This is a genomic window from Skermanella rosea (genome assembly GCF_016806835.2).
Lineage (GTDB): Bacteria > Pseudomonadota > Alphaproteobacteria > Azospirillales > Azospirillaceae > Skermanella > Skermanella rosea.
Map to the genome: position 1 here is coordinate 356,044 of NZ_CP086113.1, position 24,412 is coordinate 380,455.

The 24,412-nt window shown below is 68.4% G+C and carries 18 protein-coding genes; 14 read left to right on the forward strand and 4 right to left on the reverse strand.

Features of this window, described 5'->3' with window-relative positions; genetic code table 11:
* Nucleotides 1–50 precede the first annotated feature (50 nt).
* The 8 genes from kdgD to JL101_RS33035 all read left to right on the forward strand — a co-directional run bounded on the left by kdgD (nucleotide 51) and on the right by JL101_RS33035 (nucleotide 9,587).
* Nucleotides 51–956, forward strand: a complete 906-nt coding sequence (kdgD, locus tag JL101_RS33000; RefSeq protein ID WP_203100679.1) for a 5-dehydro-4-deoxyglucarate dehydratase — start codon at nucleotides 51–53, stop codon at nucleotides 954–956.
* 69 nt (nucleotides 957–1,025) lie between these two features.
* Nucleotides 1,026–2,537, forward strand: a complete 1,512-nt coding sequence (locus JL101_RS33005; protein ID WP_203100681.1) for an ABC transporter substrate-binding protein — start codon at nucleotides 1,026–1,028, stop codon at nucleotides 2,535–2,537.
* A gap of 70 nt (nucleotides 2,538–2,607) precedes the next feature.
* A complete protein-coding gene (locus JL101_RS33010; RefSeq protein ID WP_203100683.1) occupies nucleotides 2,608–3,531 on the forward strand; it encodes an ABC transporter permease in 924 nt (307 codons plus the stop codon).
* Nucleotides 3,528–4,454: an ABC transporter permease gene (locus tag JL101_RS33015; protein ID WP_203100685.1), complete on the forward strand. Its 927-nt coding sequence runs from the start codon at nucleotides 3,528–3,530 to the stop codon at nucleotides 4,452–4,454. Before JL101_RS33010 ends, JL101_RS33015 begins: the two co-directional genes overlap by 4 nt.
* On the forward strand, nucleotides 4,451–6,142 hold the full coding sequence (locus tag JL101_RS33020; RefSeq protein WP_203100687.1) for an ABC transporter ATP-binding protein: 1,692 nt from the start codon (nucleotides 4,451–4,453) through the stop codon (nucleotides 6,140–6,142). Before JL101_RS33015 ends, JL101_RS33020 begins: the two co-directional genes overlap by 4 nt.
* A complete protein-coding gene (locus tag JL101_RS33025; RefSeq protein ID WP_203100689.1) occupies nucleotides 6,139–7,056 on the forward strand; it encodes a dihydrodipicolinate synthase family protein in 918 nt (305 codons plus the stop codon). The genes JL101_RS33020 and JL101_RS33025 overlap by 4 nt, the downstream gene beginning before the upstream one ends.
* A 34-nt stretch (nucleotides 7,057–7,090) precedes the next feature.
* Nucleotides 7,091–8,629 (forward strand): ABC transporter substrate-binding protein, encoded by a 1,539-nt coding sequence (locus JL101_RS33030; protein ID WP_203100691.1) that lies wholly within the window; start codon nucleotides 7,091–7,093, stop codon nucleotides 8,627–8,629.
* A 124-nt stretch (nucleotides 8,630–8,753) separates the two neighbouring features.
* On the forward strand, nucleotides 8,754–9,587 hold the full coding sequence (locus JL101_RS33035; RefSeq protein WP_228435638.1) for a DMT family transporter: 834 nt from the start codon (nucleotides 8,754–8,756) through the stop codon (nucleotides 9,585–9,587).
* A 108-nt stretch (nucleotides 9,588–9,695) separates the two neighbouring features.
* Here JL101_RS33035 and JL101_RS33040 read toward each other — a convergent pair whose 3' ends face one another.
* On the reverse strand, nucleotides 9,696–11,105 hold the full coding sequence (locus tag JL101_RS33040; RefSeq protein ID WP_203100695.1) for a sodium:solute symporter family protein: 1,410 nt from the start codon (nucleotides 11,103–11,105) through the stop codon (nucleotides 9,696–9,698).
* A 128-nt stretch (nucleotides 11,106–11,233) separates the two neighbouring features.
* Between JL101_RS33040 and JL101_RS33045 the strand changes: the two genes are divergently transcribed.
* From JL101_RS33045 to JL101_RS33060, 4 genes are all read left to right on the forward strand, one after another.
* Complete coding sequence (locus tag JL101_RS33045; RefSeq protein ID WP_203100697.1) at nucleotides 11,234–12,478, forward strand: metal-dependent hydrolase family protein; 1,245 nt, start codon at nucleotides 11,234–11,236, stop codon at nucleotides 12,476–12,478.
* A gap of 490 nt (nucleotides 12,479–12,968) precedes the next feature.
* Nucleotides 12,969–13,415, forward strand: a complete 447-nt coding sequence (locus tag JL101_RS33050) for a hypothetical protein (RefSeq protein WP_203100699.1) — start codon at nucleotides 12,969–12,971, stop codon at nucleotides 13,413–13,415.
* A gap of 128 nt (nucleotides 13,416–13,543) precedes the next feature.
* Nucleotides 13,544–14,662 (forward strand): efflux RND transporter periplasmic adaptor subunit, encoded by a 1,119-nt coding sequence (locus JL101_RS33055; protein ID WP_203100701.1) that lies wholly within the window; start codon nucleotides 13,544–13,546, stop codon nucleotides 14,660–14,662.
* A gap of 3 nt (nucleotides 14,663–14,665) precedes the next feature.
* Complete coding sequence (locus JL101_RS33060; RefSeq protein ID WP_203100703.1) at nucleotides 14,666–17,863, forward strand: efflux RND transporter permease subunit; 3,198 nt, start codon at nucleotides 14,666–14,668, stop codon at nucleotides 17,861–17,863.
* Between the two features lie 12 nt (nucleotides 17,864–17,875).
* Here the strand turns inward: JL101_RS33060 and pap are convergent, their stop codons facing one another.
* Complete coding sequence (pap, locus tag JL101_RS33065) at nucleotides 17,876–19,357, reverse strand: polyphosphate:AMP phosphotransferase (protein ID WP_203100705.1); 1,482 nt, start codon at nucleotides 19,355–19,357, stop codon at nucleotides 17,876–17,878.
* 22 nt (nucleotides 19,358–19,379) lie between these two features.
* A complete protein-coding gene (locus JL101_RS33070) occupies nucleotides 19,380–20,504 on the reverse strand; it encodes an AI-2E family transporter (protein WP_203100707.1) in 1,125 nt (374 codons plus the stop codon).
* Nucleotides 20,505–20,882: 378 nt separating this feature from the next.
* Here JL101_RS33070 and JL101_RS33075 point away from each other — a divergent pair, with 378 nt between their 5' ends.
* Nucleotides 20,883–23,063, forward strand: a complete 2,181-nt coding sequence (locus tag JL101_RS33075) for a hypothetical protein (protein WP_203100710.1) — start codon at nucleotides 20,883–20,885, stop codon at nucleotides 23,061–23,063.
* 176 nt (nucleotides 23,064–23,239) lie between these two features.
* Nucleotides 23,240–23,497 (forward strand): hypothetical protein, encoded by a 258-nt coding sequence (locus JL101_RS33080; RefSeq protein ID WP_203100712.1) that lies wholly within the window; start codon nucleotides 23,240–23,242, stop codon nucleotides 23,495–23,497.
* A gap of 21 nt (nucleotides 23,498–23,518) precedes the next feature.
* Here JL101_RS33080 and JL101_RS33085 read toward each other — a convergent pair whose 3' ends face one another.
* A complete protein-coding gene (locus tag JL101_RS33085; protein WP_203100714.1) occupies nucleotides 23,519–24,406 on the reverse strand; it encodes a dioxygenase family protein in 888 nt (295 codons plus the stop codon).
* Nucleotides 24,407–24,412: the final 6 nt, after the last annotated feature.

A 24,412-nucleotide genomic window follows, 5' to 3' on the forward strand; every position in this document is an offset into this window, starting at 1 on the left:
GCTTATCATCATACGACTTGGAAAAAGTCATATTATGAGAAGGGTGGTGGATGTCTCCCGCTGAAATCAAGTCCCGCCTGTCGTCCGGCCTGTTGTCGTTCCCGGTCACCCATTTCGACGCCGAGCTGCGCCTGAACCTGGACAGCTACGGACGCCATGTCGAGTGGCTGTCCGGTTTCGGCGCCGCGGCGCTGTTCGCCGCCGGCGGCACGGGTGAGTTCTTCTCGCTGTCCCCGCGGGAGATAGCCGACGTGACCCGCGCCGCCAAGGCGGCCTCCGGCGACGTGCCCATCATCGCCGGCTGCGGATACGGCACCCCGCTGGCCACGGACATCGCCGCGAAGGCCGAGGAGGCCGGGGCCGACGGGCTGCTGCTCCTGCCGCACTACCTGATCGGGGCGCCGCAGGAGGGCATCTACCGGCACGTCAAGGCTGTCTGCCGGTCCACGGGGCTCGGCGTCATCCTCTACAACCGGGCCAATTCCGTAGTGAAGGCCGACACCCTGGCCCGGCTGGCGGACGAGTGCCCCAACCTCATCGGGTTCAAGGACGGCACCGGCCAGATCGACACGGTCCGCGCGATCACCGCCAAGCTGGGCGACCGGCTCTGCTATATCGGGGGCATGCCGACCCACGAGCTCTATGCCGAGGCCTTCAACGCGGTCGGGGTCACGACCTATTCGTCGGCCGTGTTCAATTTCGTCCCCGAACTGGCCCAGCGCTTCTACCGGGCGATGCGCGGCAACGACGCCGCCACCATGGAAGCCATCCTGAAGGACTTCTTCTTCCCGTTCGCGGCGATCCGCGACCGGCAGCCGGGATACCCGGTGTCGATCATCAAGGCCGGCGTCGAGATCATCGGCCGCACCCCCGGCCCGGTCCGCCCGCCGCTGACCGATCTCACGCCCGAGGAGAAGGACATGCTCCGGACCCTCGTGACCCGGACCGCCGGCTGAGCGCGGCCGCCCGGAATCGCCCCGGAGACGGCGGCGGCCCCAGACAGAAGAAAACACGGAGGAAATACCATGACACCCAGAGGTGTGCTGTCCGTCGCCTGCGCCATGCTGATGGCATCGGCGGCCCTGCCCGCGGCGGCGCAGACGGGAGACGACGCCATCACGGTCGTCCTGCCGGAGCAGCCGGGCAACCTGGAGCCGTGCGGCAGCATCATGACCAATGTCGGGCAGATCCTGAACCAGAACGTCACGGAACCGCTGACGGTCATCGACCCGGAGAACGGGACGCCCCGGCCCAAGCTGGCGACGTCGTGGGAACGGGTCGACGACACGACCTGGCGCTTCCGCCTGCGCGACGGGGTGAAGTTCCATGACGGCGCCGACTTCGACGCCGAGGCGGCGGCCTTCTCGATCCGGCGGATGACCAGCGGGGCCTTCACCTGCAACAACATCGCCAAGTTCGGCAGCGCGAAGCTGACGGTGACCCCGGTGGACAAGTCCACCCTGGAGATCCGGACCGGAATGCCGGAACCGATCCTGCCCGCCCTGCTGAGCGTCGCGATGATGGTTTCGCCGAAGACGCCGGCCGACCGGGCGGTCAACGATCCGGTCGGCACCGGGCCCTACGAGCTGGAAACCTTCACGCCGCAGACGGTCGTCCTGGAGCGGTTCGACGGCTACTGGGGCGAGACGCCCGACATCGCCAAGGCGACCTATGTCTGGCGCGCGGAATCCTCGCTCCGGGCCGCGATGGTCCAGACCGGGGAGGCCCAGCTGACGCCCGCGATCGCCATCCAGGACGCCACCGACCCGGAAACGGACTTCTCCTACCTGAATTCCGAGACAACCGCGATCCGGATCGACACCGGCAAGGCGCCGCTCGACGACGTGCGCGTCCGCAAGGCGCTCAACCTCGCGATCGACTGGCAGGGCATGGCGGAGCTGTTCGGCGACGACGTCCTGCGCGCCTCGCAGATGGTCGTCCCCGGGATCAACGGCCACAACGCCGCCATCGAGCCCTGGAGCTACGATCCAGACCGGGCGGCGACGCTCCTGCAGGAGGCGCGCGCGGACGGCGTCCCGGTCGACACCGAGATCAAGCTGATCGGCCGAAACGGCATCTATCCCAACGGCAACGAGGCGCTGGAGGCGATGATGACGATGTGGGAAGCCGTCGGCTTCAACATCGACCTGACCATGCTCGACGTGGCGGACTGGACCCGGTACCTGCAGAAACCCTTCTCGCAGGACCGCGGACCGACCCTGCTGCAGGTCATGCACGACAACAACAAGGGCGACGCCGCCTTCACGATCCCGATCTTCTACCATTCGTCGGGACAGTACGCGACCTTCTCCGACCCGAAGCTGGACGCCCGGATCGACGAGGCGCTCGACCAGACCGACGAGGCCCGGACCAAGGCGTTCCAGGAGATCCTGGCGGAAGTGCATGACGGGATCGCGGTGGACATCCCGATGTTCCACATGATCGGCTACACCCGGGTCGGGCCCGGCCTCGACTGGCGCCCGAACCTGACGACCAACAGCGAGATCCCCCTCGCGGAAATCCGCCTGAAGAAGTGACGCCGGTCCGCGCCGCCGCCCTGCGGCGGCGCGGCGGCCCGCTTCCGCATCTCCGACAAGGGAAATCCGGATGTTCGGTTACCTCGGAAAACGCGCCCTCCACAGCGTCGTCTCGGTCCTGGGACTGCTGGTGCTCGTCTTCTTCCTGACGCGGCTGACCGGCGACCCGTCCTATCTCTTCCTGCCGCTCGACGCGACCCCGCAGGCGCGCGAAGCCTTCTCCCGGCTCCACGGCTTCGACCAGCCGCTCTACGTCCAGTTCTTCGATTATCTCGGCGACCTCCTCCATCTCGACTTCGGGGAGTCGCTGCGCCAGAACCGGTCGGCGATGGAGGTGGCGCTGGAGGCCTTTCCCCAGACGCTGAAGCTCGCCGTGCTGGCGATGACCTTCGCCTTCGCCCTGGCGCTGGTCGTCGGATCGCTGGCGGCGGCGAAGCCCGGGAGCCCGTTCGACCGGTTCGCCAGCCTGGTGTCGCTGGCCGGGGCCAGCGCCCCGGACTTCTGGGTGGCGATCGTCGGCATCCTGGTCTTCGCGGTCAGCCTCGACCTGCTGCCGACCTCCGGGACCGGCTCCGCGGCGCACTGGATCATGCCGGTCGCCGTCCTGATGCTGCGTCCCTTCGGCCTGCTGGTCCAGGTCGTCCGCGGCACGATGATCGGCGCCCTGTCCTCGCCCTACGTCAAGACCGCGCGGGCCAAGGGGGTGAGGCGTCAGAAGATCATCTTCTCCCACGCGCTGCGCAACTCCCTGCTGCCGGTCGTCACCGTGGCGGGCGACCTCGCCACCAGCCTGGTCAACGGCGCGGTCGTCGTCGAGACCGTGTTCGGCTGGCCGGGCATCGGCAAGCTGATGATCGACGCCATCATCCAGCGCGACTTCGCGGTGGTGCAATCGACCGTGCTGGTCACGGCGACCGCCATCTTCCTCCTGAACATCGCGATCGACATCCTCTACGCCATTCTCGATCCGCGCATCCGGTACCAGACGTCATGACCGTGATCCCGACCGACGCGAAGGCGGCGCCCCGCGAGCCGGGCAGGGCCCGGGTCCTCCTGGGCTATCTCGTCCACGACAAGCTGGCGCTGATCTCCGCGATATACCTGCTGTTCCTGATCGCCGCGGCGATCCTCGGCCCGCTGCTGGTCGGCGACCTGGCGACCAAGCTGGGCCTGCGCCAGCGCAACCTGCCGCCGTTCACGCTCGACCAGGGCTGGGCCTACGTGCTGGGCGCCGACACCCTCGGCCGCAGCATCCTCGCCCGCCTGGTGGTGGGGGCGCAGAACACCCTCGGCATCGCCGCGGCGGCCGTGCTGACCTCCGCCCTGGTCGGCGGCGCGCTGGGCCTGGTCGCCGGCTATTCCAACCGGTGGTACAGCCAGGCGATCATGCGGCTGGCCGACATCGTCATGAGCTTCCCGTCGCTGCTGCTGGCGCTGATCGTGCTCTACACGCTCGGGCCGAGCATTCCCAACCTGATCATCGTCCTGGCGATCACCCGGGTGCCCATATACCTGCGGACGACCCGCGCCGAGGTGCTGGAGCTCCGCGAGCGCATGTTCGTGAGCGCCGCGAAGGCGATGGGCGCCGGCTCGCTGCGCATCGTGCTGCGGCATATAGCGCCGCTGGTGGCGCCCACGCTGGTCACCATCGCCGCGATCGACTTCGCCTCGGTCATCCTGGCGGAATCGGCGCTCAGCTTCCTAGGCCTCGGCATCCAGCCGCCGCAGTTCACCTGGGGCGCCATGGTCGCGACCGGGCGGGGATACCTGGCGAGCGCCTGGTGGGTCGCGTTCTGGCCCGGCTTCGCGATCCTGCTGACGACGCTTTCGCTCAACCTGCTGTCGAGCTGGGCCAGGACGGTCGCCGATCCGCAGCAGCGGTGGCGGCTCCAGACACTGCGGAGGGCTCCGCGATGACCGGAGGAACCATCCCGAAGAAACCCATCCTGGAGGTGCGGGGGCTGACGGTCGACTTCCTGTCCGACCGCGACCCGTTCCGCGCCGTCAGCTCGGTCGATTTCCACGTCTGCCCCGGGGAAACGCTCTGCATCCTGGGGGAGAGCGGCTCGGGCAAGAGCGTCAGCACCAGCGCCATCATGGGGCTGATCGACACGCCGCCGGGCGACATCGTCGCCGGCCGTATGGTGTTCGACGGCCGCGACCTGTCGGCCATGACGGGGGAGGAGCGGCGCGACCTGAACGGTCGCCGGATCGCCATGATCTTCCAGGATCCGCTGGCGCACCTCAACCCGGTCTACACGATCGGCTGGCAGATCGCGGAGGTGTTCGAGGCCCACGGCATCGCCCGGGGAGGCGAGGCGAGGCGGCGGGCGGTCGACCTGCTGCGCCGGGTCGGGATCCCCGATCCGGAACACCGGGTCGACCAGTATCCCCACCAGTTCTCGGGCGGCCAGCGCCAGCGCGTGATGATCGCCATGGCCATAGCGCTCCAGCCCTCCGTGATCATCGCCGACGAGCCGACGACCGCGCTGGACGTCAGCGTCCAGGCGCAGATCCTGGACCTGCTGCGCGACCTCCAGGCCGAGTACGGCATGGCGCTCGTCCTGATCACCCACGACCTGGAGGTGGCGGCCTCCATGGCCGACCGGGTCATGGTGATGAAGGGCGGCCGGATCGTCGAGGAGGGCGAGGCCAGGACGGTCTTCACCCGGCCGAAGCACGACTATACCCGCGCGCTGCTGTCGGCCCTGCCGCACGCCGACGACGCTGACTCCCACCGGCGTTCCGGCACGGCCGCCGGCGAGCCGATCCTGCGGGTCGAGAACATCGTCAAGCGCTACACCCTGGGCGCCGGCCTGTTCGGCCCCGCCAAATTCGTCGATGCCGTCAACGACGTCAGCTTCGTGGTCGGCAAGGGCGAGACGGTCGGCATCGTCGGCGAGTCCGGGTCCGGCAAGTCCAGCGTCGCGCGCATCCTGCTGCGCCTCAACGAGCCGACCTCGGGCCGGGCGCTCTACAAGGGGGAGGACATCTTCGGCATGGACCGGCGCGCGCTGCTCAAGCTGCGGCGGAAGGTGCAGATGGTGTTCCAGGATCCCTACGGGTCCATGAACCCCAGGATGGACGTACGCACGATCATCTCGGAACCGCTCCGGATCCACCGCGATATCCTGCCCAAGGCCCGGTGGAACGACCGGGTGGTCGAACTCCTGGAGTTGGTCGGGCTGAAGGCGGAGCACGCCGCCCGACACATCCACCAGTTCTCGGGCGGGCAGCGCCAGCGGATAGCGATCGCCCGGGCGCTCGCCAGCGACCCCGAGCTGATCGTCTGCGACGAGGCGGTGTCGGCCCTGGACGTCTCGATCCAGGCTCAGGTGATCGACCTGCTCGCCGACCTGCGGACCCGCTTAGGCCTGTCCTACATCTTCATCACCCACGACCTGCCGATCGTCCGGCATTTCGCCGACCGCATCATCGTCATGAAGCACGGCGAGATCGTCGAGCAGGGCGCCACGCAGGCGCTGTTCTCCAACCCGCAACATCCCTACACGCGCACGCTGCTGAACGCGACGCCCCATCCCAAGTGGGAGACCGGCGCCGCGGTCGGCGCTGCCGCGCTTCCTGACAGGCAGGCACTTCCATGAAATTCGACAAGCAGGATCTGAAACGGGCCCTGACCGGCATCTCCGGCATCCTGGTGACGCCGTTCGACGCCGAGGACCGGCTGGTCCCCGCCCTCCAGGCGCCGATCGTGGACCGCGCGGTGGCGGCCGGCGTCCACATCCTGGTCGCCAACGGCAACACCGGCGAGTTCTACGCCCTGACCACCGAAGAGGCGGAAACGATGGTGCGGGCATCGGCGCGCCACGTGGACGGGCGCGCTCCCCTGGTGGCCGGCGTCGGCCGCGCCATCGGGGACGCCTGCCGTCTGGCCAGGGTCTCGGCGGAGGCGGGGGCCGACGCGCTGATGGTCCACCAGCCTCCCGACCCGTTCGTGGCGCCGCGCGGCATCGCGGAATACGTGAAGCGCGTCGCCGACGCCTCCGGCGGCCTGCCGCTGGTGATATATCTCCGTAACGACGCGATCGGGGTCAAGGCCATCGAGGCCCTGTGCGCGGTCGAGGGCGTGGTCGGGGTCAAGTGGGCGACGCCCAACCCCCTGAAGCTGGCCGAGGCCATGGCCGCCTGCGATCCGGACATCGTCTGGGTCGGCGGGCTGGCGGAAGTCTGGGCGCCGCCGCTCTATGCCGTCGGCGCGCGGGGCTTCACTTCGGGCCTGATCAATGTCTGGCCCGAAAGGTCGGTGGCGATCCACGCGGCCCTGGAAAGCGGAGACTACCCCGAGGCGCGCCGCCTGATCGCCGGGATGCGGGCTTTCGAGGACATCCGGGCCCAGGAGATGAACGGCACCAACGTGACGGGCGTGAAGGCGGCGCTGCGCCTGCTGGGACACGACTGCGGCGCCACCCGCCCGCCCTCGGCTTGGCCGCTGACCGAGGCCCAGTCCGCGATGCTGGCCGCCTTCGTCGAGGCCAACGGCCTCCGGCGGCTTGCCTGACGGAAAAGAAATTCTGTCCAAGGGGAGGAAACCGATGAAGACGAAGAAATCCTGCAGGGGCACCGCGGCGCTCCTGGCGTCGGCGCTGGCACTGGCCCTGTCGGCGGCCCTGTCAGCGGGTCCGGCGCTCGCGGCGCCGGGGGAGATCACGGTCGTCCTGCCGGAGCAGCCGGCCAACCTGGATCCCTGCCGGTCGATCCGCAACGACATCGGCCGCATCATCAACATGAACATCACGGAGACCCTGACCGACATCCAGGCGGAGGAGGGCACCGTGGAGCCCTTCCTGGCCACCGGCTGGCAGCAGGTGGACGACCTGACCTGGCGCTTCACGCTGCGCGACGGCGTCAAGTTCCAGGACGGAGCGGACTTCGACGCCGCGGCGGTCGTCCATACGATCAACCGGCTGATGAACCCGAACCTGTCCTGCGACAGCCGCTCCAAGTTCGGCGACATCAAGCTGACGCCCAAGGCGGTCGATCCTCGGACCGTCGAGATCAAGTCCGACATCCCGATCCCCATCCTCCCGACCCTGATGGGCACGGTCCAGATCGTCTCCCCGAACCTGCCGATGGACAAGGAGACCAACAGCCCGGTCGGCACCGGTCCCTACCGGCTGGACGGCGCGTCGCCGGAGCGGGTGGTCCTGACCCGGTTCGACGGGTACTGGGGGGAAGACCCGGAAGTCGCCCGCGCCACCTTCGTCTGGCGCCCGGAATCGGCCATCCGCGCCGCCATGGTCTCGACCGGCGAGGCCGACCTGACGCCGACCATCGCGGTCCAGGACGCCACCGACCCGGATACCGACTTCGCCTACCTGAATTCCGAGACGACGCGCATGCGCATCGACGCGCAGATGCCGCCGCTGGACGATCGCCGGGTCCGCGAGGCGCTCAACCTCGCCATCGACTGGGACGCGCTGGGCAGCGCCCTGTTCGGCGACGACGTGCTCCGCGCCTCGCAGATGGTGGCGCCGGGGGTCAGGGGCCACAATCCGGACATCAAGCCCTGGGGGTACGATCCGCAACGGGCGAGGCAGCTGCTCGAAGCCGCCCGCGCCGACGGCGTTCCGGTGGACAAGGAGATCCGGCTGATCGCCCGCAACGGCTTCTTCCCCAACTCGGCGGAATCACTCGAGGCGATGATGGGCATGTGGGAGGAGGTCGGCTTCAACATGACCATGGTGCAGCTGGAGGCCGCGGACTGGGTCCGCTACCTGGACAAGCCGTTCCCGCCGGAACGCGGCCCGACGCTGTTCCAGCAGCAGCACGACAACAACACCGGCGACGCCGGCTTCACCGCCCCGGTCATGTATTCGAGCGGCGGGCAGTACTCGACCATCGCCGACCCCGAGGTGGACCGGCTGCTCCGGCAGGCGATGAGCGCCACCGGCGACGAGCGTGCCAAGCTGTTCCAGGAGGTCTTCGCCCGGGTCCATGACGAGGTCGTCGCGGATGTCCCGATGTACCACATGATCGGGTACACCCGCGTCGGCCGGCGCATCGAGGGCTGGCGGCCGTCCCTCAAGACCAACAGCGAGATCCGGCTTTCGGAAATCGACCTTAAGGACTGACGATCCGGACGGCGGCGCCCCGATCGGCGGGCGCCGCCCATTCCCGCAGGGGCAGGCATTGACTCAGATTTCCAGGACCGGCGCCGCCGCGTGGCTGCCGCCGGTGATCGTCGGCGCGCTCTTCATGGCGGTCAACTCGGCCGTGGGCGCGTTCGACGCGGTCATCGTCCGCTTCGTCGCGGCCGAGGTCCATCCCTTCGGGATCGTCTTCTTCCGCAACCTCTTCAGCCTTCTCTTCCTCGCCTTCTTCCTGGGGCGGATCGGACCGCACCCGTTCCGCTCCCCCCTGTGGCCGGTCCACTGCCTGCGGGCGGTCATGAAGCTCGGGGCCCTGGTGGCCTATTTCTACGCCGTGACCCTGCTGCCCTTGTCGGTGGCGATCGCCGTGGCCTTCACCACGCCCCTGTTCGTCTCGCTCGGCTCCATCCTGTTCCTGGGCGAACGCCCGCGTCCCCTCCGGCTGCTGGCGCTCGCCGCGGGTTTCGGCGGGGTCTGGATCGTCCTGCGCCCGGACGCGGTGCCCGTCGGGATGGGCGCGGTCCTGGCGCTGGGCGCGGCGGTCGCGCTGGCGGGGGTCGCCCTCCTGATGAAGGTCTCCTCCTCGCGCGAGCCCGCGCTCCGGATCGTCTTGTTCAATCTGCTGGTGACGGTGCCGGTGGCGTTCCTGCTCTGCCTGCCGGTCTGGACCACGCCGTCGGCCGGCAGCCTCCTGCTCCTCGCGGTGCAGGGCGCCGGGGGCCTCGCCGCCCAGTTCGCCTTTGCCCGCGCGATGAAGCTTGCCGACGCGTCGCTCCTCATCCTGGTGGACTTCATCCGGCTGCCGCTCGCCGTGTTCCTCGGCCTCGCGCTGTTCGGCGAGCCAGTCGAAATCGCGGTCTTCGTCGGTGGTGGAATCATCCTCGCCTCGCTTCTCCTGCTGCTTCGGCAGGAACGGAGGGCAGCCCGGCAGGGGCCATAGGGCCATTGACCCGGTGGCCGGCATCTGGTCGCCATCGAGGGCATTGGACCGGCCTTTTGCAGGGTAGGAAAGGGAAGGGCTCAGTCCCCGCCGCGGGATGAAGTGGCGTCACCTGGCGCCGGCGATCGCCCGCGTCGCCCTTTCCTCGTTCTCCCGCGTCGCCGTCGCCAGGCTGACGATCACCAGGACGGCGACGGAGCAGGGCAGCGCGAACAGCACGCTGTTCCAGCCCAGCGGCTTGCCGAGCGCCAGTTCCCACACCAGGGTCGCCACGCCGCCGGTCAGGATCGCCGAGAGGCCCCCCGCGGGCGTCGCCTTGCGCCAGACCAGGGCGGCCAGCAGGGCCGGAGTGATGGCGGCGCCGTACATGGTGTAGGAATACATCTGCAAGGCCAGGATGGTCGGGAAGAAGGTGCCGAGCGCGTAGGCCAGGACTCCCAGCCCGACGACCGCCAGCCGGTCGAACATCAGCCGGCGCTCGGGCGCCACCGTCCTGCCCATCAGGGATCCGTGGAGGTCGTACATCACGTTCGCGGACGCCGACAGGAGGTACGAATTGCCGGTCGTGATGATGATCGCGACGGCCGCCGCCAGCAGCATGCCGCCCAGCAGGACCGGGAGTTTCTGGTTCGCCAGCGAAAGCACCGCCGTGGCCGGGTCGATCTCGGGCAGCAGGACGGCGGCCGAGGCGGCGAGCACCAGGATGATGCCGATGGTCAGGACGGAGCCCACGAAGAAGCCGATCGCCGCGATCCGGGCCGTCTTCGGGTTCTCCGCCGCGGAGAACCGCTGGTAGACGTTCTGGTCGCCCAGCAGCAGCAGGAACAGGGGCAGGAAGTAGCCGAGCATCTGCGGTAGGGTGAGGCCGCCCGTGAGGGTCTGCTTGGCCTCGGGAAGGGCCGCGACCATGCCGTCCAGCCCGCCCGTCTGCGACAGGATCAGCGGCACCGCGGCGATCAGCGAGACCAGGATGAAGATGGCGCTGATGAAGTCCGTGTAGGCCACGGACACCAGGCCGCCGATCGTGGCGAGGAAGATGATGATGGCCGCCGCGATCAGGGTCGCCTGCCACTCGGGGATGCCCGTCGTGATGTGGAGGACCTTGCCCCCGCCGATGAACTGGTAGGAGGTGATCCCGATGAAGGCGAAAAGGATGATCAGCGCCGAGACCGCGCGGGCCGCCTTGCCGTAGCGGATCTCCAGGATCTCGGGCACGGTGTAGCGCGCCGCGACGCGGACTTTGTCGGCCAGCCAGAAATACAGGATCAGCACGCCGATCGGCGTGCCGAGAAAGAAGAAGATCCCGGCGAACGGACCGTACTGGAACACGAAGCTGGCGCCGCCGACGATGGTGCCCGATCCGACGAAGGTCGCCAGCAGCGTGCCGGCCAGGACGGCCTTGGACAGGCTGCGTCCGGCCACCATGAAGTCGTCGCTGTCCTTGACCAGCTTGCGCATGATGTAGACGCCGAACACGCACACGAAGAGCAGGTACGCGGCGATGATTACGATCTGCATGTCTCGGATCTCCCGGATTGCCACCCCAAGGTTTCGCTCGATTTCGAAACTTATCGAAAGCGAAACCGTTGGAATCGGACTTGGTGGCATCCCGGGCCGCCCAATTTTCCCGGAATCGGAGAAGCATCGTGTCCGTCGTGATTTTCAAGGATTGCACCGTGTTCGACGGGACCAGCGCGGATCTTCGCGACGGCATGAACGTCGTCGTGGAGAACGACCGGATCCGGGAGGTCGCCGACCGGCCGGTCGTCGTAGAGGGCGCGCGCGTCATCGAGGCGAAGGGCAAGACCCTGATGCCGGGCCTGATCGATGCCCATTTCCACGCGATCGCCGCCGATCCCGACCTGGGCAAGCTCGAGAACATGCCGAAGATGCTGCTCGCCCAGCATGCCCGCCGGTTCCTCGAGGCGGCCCTTCACCGCGGCTTCACCTCCCTGCGGGATGCCGGCGGGGCGGACTACGGGCTGGCGCTCGCGACGGAGCACGGCCTGATCGACGGGCCGCGCCTGTTCTTCGCCGGCCGTGCCCTGACCCAGACCGGAGGGCACGGCGACTTCCGGTCCTACGAGGACGGCTCGTCGCTCAGCCTGTGCCTGTGCTGCCGCGGCGGCGCCGCCCTGGCCCAGGTGGCGGACGGCGTCACGGAGGTGCGCAAGGCCGCGCGCGAGGAGCTGCGCCGCGGTGCCACCCAGATCAAGATCATGGCGTCCGGCGGCGTCGCCTCGCCCAGCGATCCGATCGACAATCTCCAATATTCCGACGAGGAGATCGCGGCCGCCGTGTGGGAGGCGCAATCCTGGGGAAAATACGTCATGGCCCATGCCTACACGCCCCAGTCCATCACGCGCTGCCTGAACCACGGCGTCCGCAGCATCGAGCACGCCAATCTGATCGACGAGGCGACAGCGAAGCTGGCGGCGGAAAAGGAAGCGTTCGTCGTCCCCACCCTGGTGACCTACGACGCCCTCAACCGGTTCGGCGCCGGCCTGGGATTCCCGCAGGTCAGCCTGGACAAGCTGCAGGTGGTGCTGTCCGCCGGCCTGAAATCGCTCGAACTGTTGCGCCGGGCGGGAGTCCGGACCGGCTTCGGGACCGACCTGCTGGGGGACATGCACCAGCACCAGTCATCCGAGTTCTCGATCCGCCGCGAGGTCATGAGCGCCGCCGAGATCCTGATCTCGGCGACTTCGGTGAACGCGGCCCTGGTCCAGAAGGAAGGCGAACTGGGCGTGGTCCGCGCGGGGGCGCTCGCCGACCTCCTGCTGGTCGACGGCAACCCGCTTGAAGACATCAACCTGCTGGAGCATCACGGCCGCAACCTGGCGATCGTGATGAAAAACGGCAGGATCTACAAGGATGCGCTGGCCGCCTGACGGGCCTTAGACCGGACCCGGGCGGGGCTGGCGGGCGCGTAACCCTCCGGATCATTCCGTCCAGCTTGACGGCGTCGGCGGCGTTCCTGCCCCGCCCGCCGGACGGTACCCCTTCGCCCGTGCGATGAGGCCTGCCGGCGCGTCGCTGCTCCTGTTTCTCCGACGGAAGCCGGGCGCGTACTCCGCATTCCGCCCGAAAGGAGATCCCCCGATCGAGCCGGGGAAACTTGATGCAGGTTATGGTGTCCTGGGAAGGCACAAGTAATCGTTCGGTCCGACTGACATGCTGACGGTGCAGACTCGCAATTCCGAAAATATCTTCTGAAACGAATTCCGGACTGATGTCTGGGAGCAGGTTCAGGTTATAGGGATCGTATGAAACGAAATCATGCCGTCCCGACCGCAATTGCATCGGTCCTAAAGAAGCCTCACCGGATCGGCCCCGATCCGGAGCAAAATGCATCGGCAAATCTTTCCGAGGACGACTGCCATGAGCGAGACCCGTTCGGATGAGGATCTGATCACTCCGCAGGAGCTTCGACACATCTCCGAAGAGAAGGAAATGGAGGAGATCCGCGCAGCCCTCGAACAACAGAAGAAACTGGAGGCGCAGCAGCAGGATCTCTATCAGGCCTTCATGAACCAGCATATCCGGCCGGACGCCAAGGAGCGGTTCACGGCGGCGGTGCGCCGCGCGGCCGAACGCGGCCTCAACGAGATCCAGCTGCTCCGCTTCCCGAGCGCCTTTTGCACGGACGGCGGCCGGGCCATCAACAATTTCGACCCCGACTGGTCGAACAGCCTGACGGGGTTCGCCAAGGAGGCCTTTGATGCCTGGGACCAGCATCTCCGGCCATCCGGCTACAAGCTCCGCGCCCAGATCCTGAACTATCCCGGCGGCATGCCGGGCGACGTCGGAATATTCCTGCGCTGGTGACCGGGTCCAAGGCGCCGATCGGCCGGAAAACGTCTTAACGGGCGGCAGCGGGCCGCAAGCGGGGAGGTGCGAGGGTCATGTCCATTCTCCGGCAATCCTGGCGGCCAGGGAGGGAACGGGGCAGGCGCATGGCCCTGGCCGGCTTCTGCGCCGCCGCGCTGGCCGCCTGTTCGCCGGAGGAGGGCGCGCAGCAGGGAGCGGCACCGCCTCCCCCGGTCGCCGTCGCCGTGGCGCCGGTCGCCCGCAAGGACGTCACCGTCGGGGCGGGGTTCGTCGGCCGGGTGGTCGCGGCCGAGGATGTCGATATCCGCGCCCGGGTCTCCGGTTTCCTGGAGAAACGGCTCTTCACCGAAGGGCAGGACGTGCGGGCCGGCGATCTCCTGTTCACCATCGAGCAGGCCCCGTACAAGGCCCAGGTCGCCCAGGCCAGGGCCAACCTCGCGAGCGCCGAGGCCGCCGCGGTCAATGCGGCCGTCCAGTTGCAGCGCGCTCTCGACCTGGTGAAGAACAAGAATATCTCCGAAGCCGTCGTCGACCAGCGCCGCGCCGACGACGCCATGGCCAAAGCCGCCGTGCTCCAGAACCGGGCCGCCCTTGAACAGGCCGAGATCAACCTGGGCTACACGGAGATCCGCGCTCCCCTGTCCGGGCGGATCGGCCGGTCGAGCTATTCCCCGGGCAGCCTGGTCGGCCCCGAGGCCGGCGCCCTCGCCGCCATCGTCAGCCAGGATCCGGTCCACGTCACCTTTCCCGTGAGCCAGAGGGAGATCCTGCAATTCAAGCGCCGCGCCGCGGAGACGGGCGAGGCGGCGAACCGGGCCATCGTCCGGCTCACCCTGGCCGACGGACAGGCCTATCCCCATCCGGGCCGGGTGGACTTCCTCGACGTCAAGGTGGACCCGGGCACGGACACGCTGACCGTCCGGGCGGAGCTGCCCAATCCCGACCGGCTCCTCACCGACGGCCAGTTCGCCACCGTCACGGTGGAACGCGAGATGCCGGAACAGGCCCTGGTCGTGCCCCAGGCCGCGGTCCAGGCCGACCAAGCGGGCACCTTCGTGCTGGTCGTCGGCGGCGACGGCAAGGTCGAGGTCCGCCGGGTGGCGCTTGGATCGGGCGGGAACGGCGAGACGGTCGTCGAAAAGGGCCTCCGCGAAGGAGAGATGGTCATCGTCGAGGGCGTCCAGAAGGTCCGTCCCGGCCAAGCGGTCGATGCGGCCCCGGTCCAACAGGCGGCGGGAACCTGAGCCATGCTGTCGAGCGTGTTCATCCGGCGTCCCCGGCTGGCGATGGTCATCGCCATCGTCACCACGCTGGCCGGGCTGATGGCCATCACGATCATCCCGGTCGCCCAGTATCCGGACATCGTGCCGCCGCAGGTCAGCGTCACCGCCGTCTATCCCGGCGCCGGGGCCGGCGTCGTCGAGACCACCGTGGCCCAGCCGATCGAGGCCCAGGTCAACGGCGTCAGCAACATGCTGTACATGAAATCGACGAGCGGCAACGACGGCAGCTATACCCTGACCGTCTCCTTCGCCCTCGGGACCGATCCCGACATCAACACGGTCAACGTCCAGAACCGCGTCAGCCTCGCCGAATCGAAGCTCCCGGAAGAGGTGAGGCGGCAGGGCCTGAGCGTGAAGAAGAAGTCGGCGGCGCTGCTCCAGGTCGTGAACCTCTACTCGCCGAAGAACACGTATGACTCGCTGTATGTCAGCAACTACGCCACCATCAACATCCTCGACACGCTGGCCCGTATCGACGGCGTCGGCGACGCGTTCCTGTTCGGGGCGCTCGAATACAGCATGCGCGTCTGGCTCGATTCGGACCGGATGACCAGCCTCGGACTCACGCCCGCCGACGTGGCGAGCGCGATCAGGAGCCAGAACACCCAGGCCGCCGTGGGCCGCATCGGGGCCGAGCCGATCGGATCGGACCAGGCCTTCCAGCTGAACATCCAGACCAAGGGCCGCCTGGCCGATCCGGACGAGTTCGAGGCCGTGGTGATACGGGCCAATCCCGACGGCTCCGTGGTGCGGGTGCGCGACGTCGGCCGGGTGGAGCTGGGGGCGAAATCGTCCGACTCCTTCAGCCGGGTGAACGGCAATCCCGGCGTCTCGATCGCGATCTATCAGGCGCCGGGCGCCAACGCGGTCGCCGTCGCGGCGGCGATCCGGGCCGAGATGGACCGCCTGGCCCAGCGCTTCCCCGAGGACTTGGCCTACAGGATCGGCTACGACACGACGCTGTTCGTCACGGCCACCATCGAGGAGGTGATCCACACGCTGGTCGAGGCCTTCGTCCTGGTGGTCGTCGTCGTCTTCCTGTTCCTCGGAAGCTGGCGGGCGACCCTGATCCCGACCATCGCCGTGCCGGTGTCCCTGGTCGGCACCTTCGCCGTCATGCTCGCCCTCGGCTATTCGGCCAACACCATCTCGCTGCTGGCCCTGGTGCTGGCGATCGGCATCGTGGTCGACGACGCCATCGTCGTGGTCGAGGCGGTCGAGCGCGTCATGGAGGAGGAGGGGCTGCCGCCGAAGGAGGCGACGGCCAAGGCGATGGGGGAGATCACGGCGCCGATCATCGCCATCACCCTGGTCCTGCTGTCGGTGTTCGTGCCGGTCGGCTTCATCCCCGGCCTGACCGGCGAGCTGTACCGCCAATTCGCGGTCGCGGTCTCGGTCTCCATGGTGCTGTCGGCGATCAACGCCCTGACGCTCAGCCCGGCGCTCTGCTCGATCCTCCTGAAGCCGGCCCACGGACCCAGGCGGGGGCTGATGGGCCGCGTGACAAGGGCGATCGACCGGACCCGCGATTTCTATGCCGCCGTCGTCGCCCGGCTGGTGCGGCGGGCCGCGTTCGGCATCCTGTTCCTGCTGGTCGTGGCGGGGGGCGTCTATGCCCTGTCCAGGGCCACGCCCACCGGATTCCTGCCGCAGGAGGACCAGGGCGCGTTCTTCGTCGAGCTGCAGCTGCCCCAGGGATCGTCGGTCAAGCGGACGCTCGCGGCGGTGGAGCAGGTCGAGGACATCGTCCGCCCGATCGGCGGGGTGGTCGACGTGACCTCGGTGGTGGGCTACAGCATGATCAGCGGCCTGTCCCAATCCAACGCCGCCTTCATGATCGTCACCCTGGCACCCTTCGGGGAGCGGACCGATCCGCAGCTCGGCGTCGAAGCCATCACGGCCAGGATCCGCCGGGAAGGGGCCGCCGTCCGGGCCGCGGCCGTCATCCCCTTCCAGCCGCCGCCGATCATCGGCCTGGGCACCACGGGCGGGTTCGAGTTCCAGCTCCAGGACCTCGCCGGCGGCACGCCGGAGGACCTGGCGGCGGCGGCCCGCGGCCTGATCTTCGCGGCGAACCAGCAGCCCGAGCTGTCGGGGGTGTTCACGACCTTCGCGGCCGACACGCCGCAACTCTATCTCGACATCGACCGCAACAAGGCCCAGACGCTGGGCGTGGCCATCGACGACATCTTCACGGCCCTCCAGGCGACGCTCGGCGGGTTCTACGTCAACGACCTGAACCTGTTCGGCCGGGTCTGGCAGGTCAACCTGCAGGGCGAGGCGGACGACCGCGACCAGGTGACCGACGTCTACCGCATCAACGTGCGCAACGCGAAGGGCGAGATGGTGGCCCTGCGGTCGCTGGTCGAGGCGCGCCTGATCCTGGCTCCCCAGTCCCTCACCCGGTACAACAATTACCGGAGCGTGACCATCAACGGCAGTCCGGCGCCGGGCGTCAGTTCGGGTACCGCGCTCGCCGCCATGGAGCGGCTGTCGGCCGCCACCCTGCCGTCCGGCTACGGCTACGAGTGGACGGGCACGGCGCTCCAGGAGAAGCAGGCGGCCGGGCAGACCACCGTGATCCTGGCGCTGGCGGTGCTGTTCGCCTACCTGTTCCTGGTGGCCCTGTACGAGAGCTGGAACATCCCGGTGCCGGTCCTGCTCTCCGTCAGCGTGGGGCTGCTCGGCGCCTATGCCGCGCTGATCCTGGCGGGGCTGCCCGGCGACATCTATGCCCAGATCGGCATCATCGTGCTGATCGCGCTCGCCAGCAAGAATGCGATCCTGATCATCGAGTTCGCCAAGGAACAGCGGGAGCGGGGCCTCCCGGTCGCCGAGGCGGCGGTCGCGGGCGCGCGGATGCGCATCCGCGCGGTCATGATGACCAGCTTCGCCTTCATCCTCGGGCTCCTGCCGCTGGTGACCGCGCAGGGTGCGGGCGAACTGAGCCGCCGCGGCGTCGGCACCGCCGTGTTCGGCGGCATGCTGGCCGCCTCTCTGGTCGGCGTCTTCCTGATCCCGGTCCTCTACGTCGTGTTCCAGCACCTGCGGGAGAGGGTGGGCCGCGGACCGCGCGCGGAGCCGGCGGCGTCGCCCGCGGCGCCCGTCGTCGTCCATTCGGCGATGACCGGGGATCTGCCGCGCGGCGCCCATGGCGACTGACGCCGGTACCGGTCAGAGCAGCCGGTCCAGGCCGTCGCACACGGCGGTGAGCACCTGGATCCGCGCGGCGCGCTTGTCGTTGGCCGGCACCAGCACCCAGGGCGCCCCGGTCGAACCGGTCCGGGCCACCATCTCGTTGACCGCCATCAGGTAGTCGTCCCAGTGCTCGCGGTTGCGATAGTCCTCCTCGGTGATCTTGTACCGTTTCCGCGGGGTGTTCGCGCGCTCGTCGAACCGGCGGAGCTGCTCGTCCTTGTCGATGTGCAGCCAGAATTTCAGCAGCAGCGATCCGTGGTCGGTCAGCTGCCGCTCGAAATCGTTGATCTCGTCATAGGCCCGCCGCCACTCCTCGGGCCGGGCGAAGCCTTCGACCCGCTCGACCAGAACCCTGCCGTACCAGCTCCGGTCGAAGATCAGCATCTTGCCGGCGCGCGGCAGGTGCCGCCAGAAGCGCCAAAGGTAATGGCGTGCCCGCTCCTCGTCGGTCGGCGCCGCGACGGGCACGACGCGGCAATTGGCCGCCTTCATGCTCCAGACCAGCCGGCGGATGGCGCCGCCCTTGCCGGCGCTGTCCCAGCCCTCGAACGCCAGGACGGAGGACAGTCCCTCCTTCCTGGCCCTCAGGGACAGCTTGTGGAGGCGCCGCTGCTGGTCCTCCAGCTGCTCGCGGTAATCCTCCTCCGCGATCCGGCGGGACAGATCGAGGCTGCCCAGCACGTCGACCGGCCGTGCCGCCGGTTTCATGGCCTCGGCGGTCCGGGGCGCAGGAACGGCATCCGCCTCGTCCAGGCGGGCCGTGAAGGTGGCCAGCAGGTGCTCCGCGACGCGCACGCTGCGATGGCGGGCGTCGGTGCTCTCCACCACGGTCCAGGCGGCGCCGCCCGCGCTGGTTTCCTGCAGATAACGTTCGCAGAGCGGCTTGATCTCGTCGTAATGCTTGAAGATGATCCAGTCGCGCTGCTCCAACTGCCAGCCGGAGTCCTTCCGCTTCAGGCGGCGCCTCAGTTCCTGCCTGGGCAGGTGCAGCCAGATCTTCACCAGCAGCATGCCGTCGGTCACGAGCGCGCGCTCGAAGGTTCGCACATGCTCCATCCGGGCGGCGAAGCCGTCGCTGTCGATGCGGCCGAGATAGCGGTCGGCGATCGCGTCCAGCGCCAGTCCGCCGAAGAAGAGGGAGGCGCGCCCCCGGGGCGGCAGCGCCATCCAGTAACGCCAGAAGCGGGGCCGCTGCCTTTCCTCCTCGGTCTCCTCCTCGAACACCTGGGTATCGAGATAGCGGGCGTCCAGCCACTCGTTCAGCCGGTCCACCAGCTCCTCGCAGCCGATGCGGTCGTCGCCGGCGACCGCGATCAGGACCGGCACGCCTTTGCGCCTCAGGTGGAACTGCGCCTCCAGCAGCCGGGCCCGGAGGTCGGGCATGCGGACCTTGTAGTCCTCCTTCGCCAGGGTGCTGCCGATTTCCGCCACGTCGAACATCGTTTCCCCTCCCGTCATGATTTTTCTGATAGCCGCCGGGTCACCGGCCGCCCGGCACCGGCGCGTCCTCGTCCTTCCCCCACTCCTGGATCAGGCTGTAGCCGATCGCCAGGAGCGTCGGGCCGAGGAAGATCCCGATGAAGCCGAAGGCCATGATGCCGCCCATCACGCCGAAGAGGATCATGAGGATCGGGAGGCTGCCGCCCCGGCTGATGACATAAGGCTTCAGGAAATTGTCGATCGTGCCGACGACGAGCAGGTTCCAGACGATGATGAAGATGCCCCATTCCCGCTGTTCCTGGGCGAACAGCCAGGCCGCCGCCGGAATCCAGGTCAGCAGGAGGCCGCCGGGAAAGAGCGACAGGAAGAACGAGAGAAAGCCCAGGAGGAAGGCGCCGGGAACCTGCGCGACCCAGAAACCCGCCGTCGCCAGCACCGCCTGGACCAGAGCCGTGCCGAGCACCCCGTGGACGACGCCCTTGATGGTGCTTCCCGCGATCTCCATCAGCCGGCGGGAACGGTCGCCGGCGACTCGCCTGAACACGGCGTCGGCCATCCGGACGACGGCGGTCCCGTGCCGGTACAGGAAGAACGCGGTCAGGACGCTGACCGCCGTTTCGAAGATTCCGCCGGCCAGGGCGGCACCCTGGGCGAGAGCCCAGTCCCGGGCCGGTCCGACATAGGGCCGGAGGGATTCGGCCAGCGCCGCCCCGTCATAGGCCATCTCCTCCCAGGTGCGGGTCAGGTTGGGACCCAGGAAAGGCAAGTCGGCGATCCACCGCGGCGGCGGCGGCGGTCCCTGCTGAAGCAGCGATCGGATCCCTTCGGCGAAGCCGACGACGCCCTCCGCCAGGCGCGAACCCAGGATGACGAGGGGCAGCAGCAGCACCAGGGCGACCAGGAGGGTCATCACGACGGCGGCCGGTCCCTCGCGCCCCCCGAGGCGCTTCACCAGGAAACGGTAGATCGGCCAGGTCGAGAAGGTCAGGATGACTGCCCAGAGGATGGCGGCCAGGAAAGGCCGGAGGATGACGAAGCAGCCTACGGCCAGGGCGAGGAGAAGCACCAGCCCGGCGGCTTCCTGCACGTAGGCCCGCGGCCCCGGCGCGGCGGCGGTTGGTGCCGTTCCGGGCTTCGGCGTCGTCGCGACCATGTCCTCAGGCATCCGGGTTCTCCAAAGAGCACCTCGAGGATCACCGGGCAGCCCTCCCGGCCGGGTCCGCTTTCAGCCAAATCTCTTTCAGGCAAATCTCTTTCAGGCAAATCTCTTTCAGCCAAATCTCTTTCAGCCAAGTCTACGGCGATCACCCGCCTTTCCGTAATCCGGGATTTCCCCTACGCCGGCCGGGCCGAGCGCAAGGGAAATGCCCTCGCGCACTTGCCTTACGGGGCGGGGCAGGCCCTTATGCTCCAGGCTCGCCCCTCACTGGTTCGGAACCTGGTGTCAATGCGGAATGGAAAGTCGGAAAGCGGAAGTCCGATCGTCGGATACGGTTCAGGCCCTCGAAAGGAGTGGACGGATACGGGAGCAGCGATCTTCGTCGTGATCATCACGGCCTGCATGGCGATGGTCCCGCTTGCCGGAAACAATTATTTCTATTTCTCCGACGATTTCCAGACGATGATCATGCCGGTCATGCTGGAGATCGCCCGCCAGGTGAAGGAGTGGCAGATGCCGTTCGTCACCGGGCGATCCTGGCTCGGCGGTGCCATCTCCGCGGAATACCAGTACGCGATCTGGAACCCGGTCTCCGTTTCCCTCTATGTCCTGATGGATCGCTTCGGCCGTCTTGACCAAGCCGCGGCCTTCTTCTCGATTTTCCATCTCTGCCTGCTGTCGGGCGGCGTCTTCACGTTGTGCCGGGGATTGGGCACCCCGCGGGCCGGAGCCGTCGCCGCCGCGCTGGCCGGCGGAACCAGCATGTGGGTGGTCTACTGGGGGCAGGCGTGGGTGAACGCCCTGGTCGGCATCGCTTGGCTGCCCTGGGCGTCGGCCGCGCTCCTGCTGGCCTACCGCCGTGCGCTTCATGTCGGGCCGGCGGCGGTCGCGACCGCCCTGGCCCTCGTCAGTGGCTGGCCCTACACGGCCATCGCCCTGATCGTGGGCGCCGGCATCGCCCTTGCCGCCAGCTTCGTCCTGACCGGCCGGTTCCTGGCCTGCGTCCGGGTCGTCCTCGCCATGGGCCTGGGCGGCGCCATCGCGGCTCCGGCCTATCTCCCTCTGCTGTACTTCCTGCTGGAAGCGTCGATGCGCTCCCACGGCGCATCCTCGGATGTCCTCACTGCGCATTTCGACACCCTGCTCGCCGTCAGCCTTCCGATCTTTCCCAACGTCCTGAAGACCTTCAGCGGCGTGGACCGCACCGCGCCGTCCCCTCCGATCCACTATGTGTCCTGGTTCATCCTGCCCGTCCTGGCCAATGCCCGCTGGCCGGCCCTCGGCCTGAAGAACCGGCGGGGAGGGCTCGGCCTCGGCTTGGTCCTGGTGGCGACCGCCTTCGGCCTGCTGTCCATGTACGGGGCCGGCTGGTATTTCCGCTGGCCCTTCCGGCTGCTGCCCTACTACCACATCGCGCTCGCGGTCCTGGCGGGATGGCTGATGACCCGGACCGTGGGGGATGGGCAGGGGGTCTGGAAACCGGGCAGGACCGCTCTCGCCTTCGCCGTTCCCCTGGCGCTCGGGTTCCTCAACCAGTCCGGCATGGGCACGGACCAGGCCATCCTGCTCTCGTGGATCTGCGTGCTGGTCCTCCTCACCCGGTACTTCCAGAGGTCATGGCCGGAGTACTGGATGGCGGTGCCCGTGGTCGGGCACGTCACCATCTTCGTCTACCTGACGGCCGTCTTCCCCCACAACGGCATGGTGCCGCGATGGACGCCGCCGGTGGAACGGCAGGCCCTGCCCGGCATCGCCGATGCCCCCAGGGTGCGGCAGCTCGCCCTTTACCAGCCGCCCGGGCGGGATGCGTCCTTCGGTTCCGGCAAGGCTCCGGACGACGCCTTCTGGTTTGAGCTGATGCCGGGAAACACGCTGCTCCACCATGACGTGGAGGGGATCAACGGCTATTCCGCCCTGGACCCCCGGGGCCTGCGCGAGGCCTTTTGCATGGATTACATCGGGGCCAGCTGTCCGGACGCCGCGCGGCGGATCCTGTCGCCGGCCACGTCCGCGGATGGGACCGCCGGGCTTTCACTGCTCGACCTCACCCGCGTCGAGCGCGTGGTCGCCCAGCGGGGGCTCCATGCCGGGAGGTTCGCCGTGGAGGCGGGAGGCACCTGGGTCCGGGCCGGATCGGGCAGGCATGCCGACGTCTTCGTGAGACGCGAGCCGCTCCCCCCGCGGCCGGGCAGCGTTTCGGTCCTGCCGCCGGACATGCGGTTGCGGCTGGTCGGGAGAGGGCCGGACCGCGAGTCCTATCAACTGGACAAGGGGCATGGCGGCGGCCGGGTCGTATGGGCACGAGCCTGGTATCCCGGGTATCGCGCCTTCCTGGCCGGTCGCTCCCTCGAGGTCGAGCCGGTGCTGGGGTTCCTCCCGTCCGTCGTGCTCCCTCCGGACGAGGGGGGCGAACTGGTCCTCGACTACGTCCCGGCGGGGCTGCGGCCGGGCTTGGCGATCGCAGGCGTCGCCCTGGCACTGGCGGGCGCCTTCTCACTCGGAAGCCTGCTGCTGAAACGGGAAAGGCGGAGAGGGGAGGGAGTGTCGGTGACTGCCGAGGGCTAGCCGCCGGGCCGCAAGGTTCCGCCGGCCCGGCAACCATGATGTTCCCGATGGGTCACAACCGGAGCCAGTGGGAAAGCACTGTGATGGGGGATTGTGGCGCGGGAACCGACAAGGGAAAGCCGTCGCTTCGCCGGACGGCGATGCCGAAGACTTGACGGCAAGGGGAAGGAGCAAAAATGGACATGGATCTGTGGCATCTGGGAATCCTGCTCATTCTGACTTGGCTGGCGTGGCTGAACAGGCGCATCATCGTGTATTATCTCCGCTCGCGGCATCTCTTGAACCGGACCTTGTCCCGATATGTCCTGCTTTCATCCTCGGATGTCGTTCTCTCAAGCCTGATCCATCTGGGTGGATTCATCGGCGTGATACTTGTATGCGAGGCCTACTATGGCTGGCATATGAACGTGGCCGAGTACAACCTCCCCCGCTGAAGTCCCCTCGCCGCAGACGTGTCACCCTGCTCCCTTCTGCACGGAGGATGCCGAGACCTGCGCCTTCAGGACGAAATCGTAGGCGAGCCTCCGCCACGGTCCGGCGCTCCCGTCCGGGAAGCCGCCGGGAGCACCCGGCGGGCACGCCACGACGAGCGAGGGCTTGACGCCGAACACCGCGTCGTCGGCGAGGTACGGGCTGTCGGCCGGGAAGAGCTGGGTGACCAGGGATTCGTGCCCCTCCGCCGCGACTCTGAAATGGATGTGCGCCGGCCGGAAGGGATGGCGCCCGGTGGCGTTCAGCAGTTCGCCCACCGGGCCGCCCGCCGGGATCGGGTAGTGGGACGGCAGGATCGACCGGAAGGCGAAGCGTCCCCGGCCGTCGGTGCGGAAGCGCGCCCGCAGCGTCGGTTCCGTCAGTTCCGGGCGCTGCATGTCGTAGTAGCCGTTCTCGTCGGCCTGCCAGACATCGACGAGGGCGCCGGCGAGCGGGCGCCCGTCGCCGGATGACACGGACCCTTCCACATGGAGGCGCTCGCCCGGCTGCCCCCGCGCCATGTCGGCGCCGAGCGGCAGTTCCGGGGTGTCGGCGGCGTGGAACGGGCCGGGCGGGGTGGTCTCGGTGATTCCCCCGGCTGTCGGGTGGTTGATCGAGTCCACCAGCATGGTGACGCCAAGGACGTCCGACAGCAGGACGTATTCCTGGCGTCCCCCGGTGCAGGCCCTGCCGGCGCGGGCGAGGAAATCGACCGCCGCACCCCATTCCTCGACTGTGGGTCGGACATCCCGCACGAAGCCGTGCAGGTGGCGCACCAGGCTGGTCATGATGGCCTTCAGGCGCGGATCGCCGGTGCCGGCGAAGCGGTCGATCACCTCCCGCGTGAGGGAGTTCCCATCGAGATCCGTCATGAAATC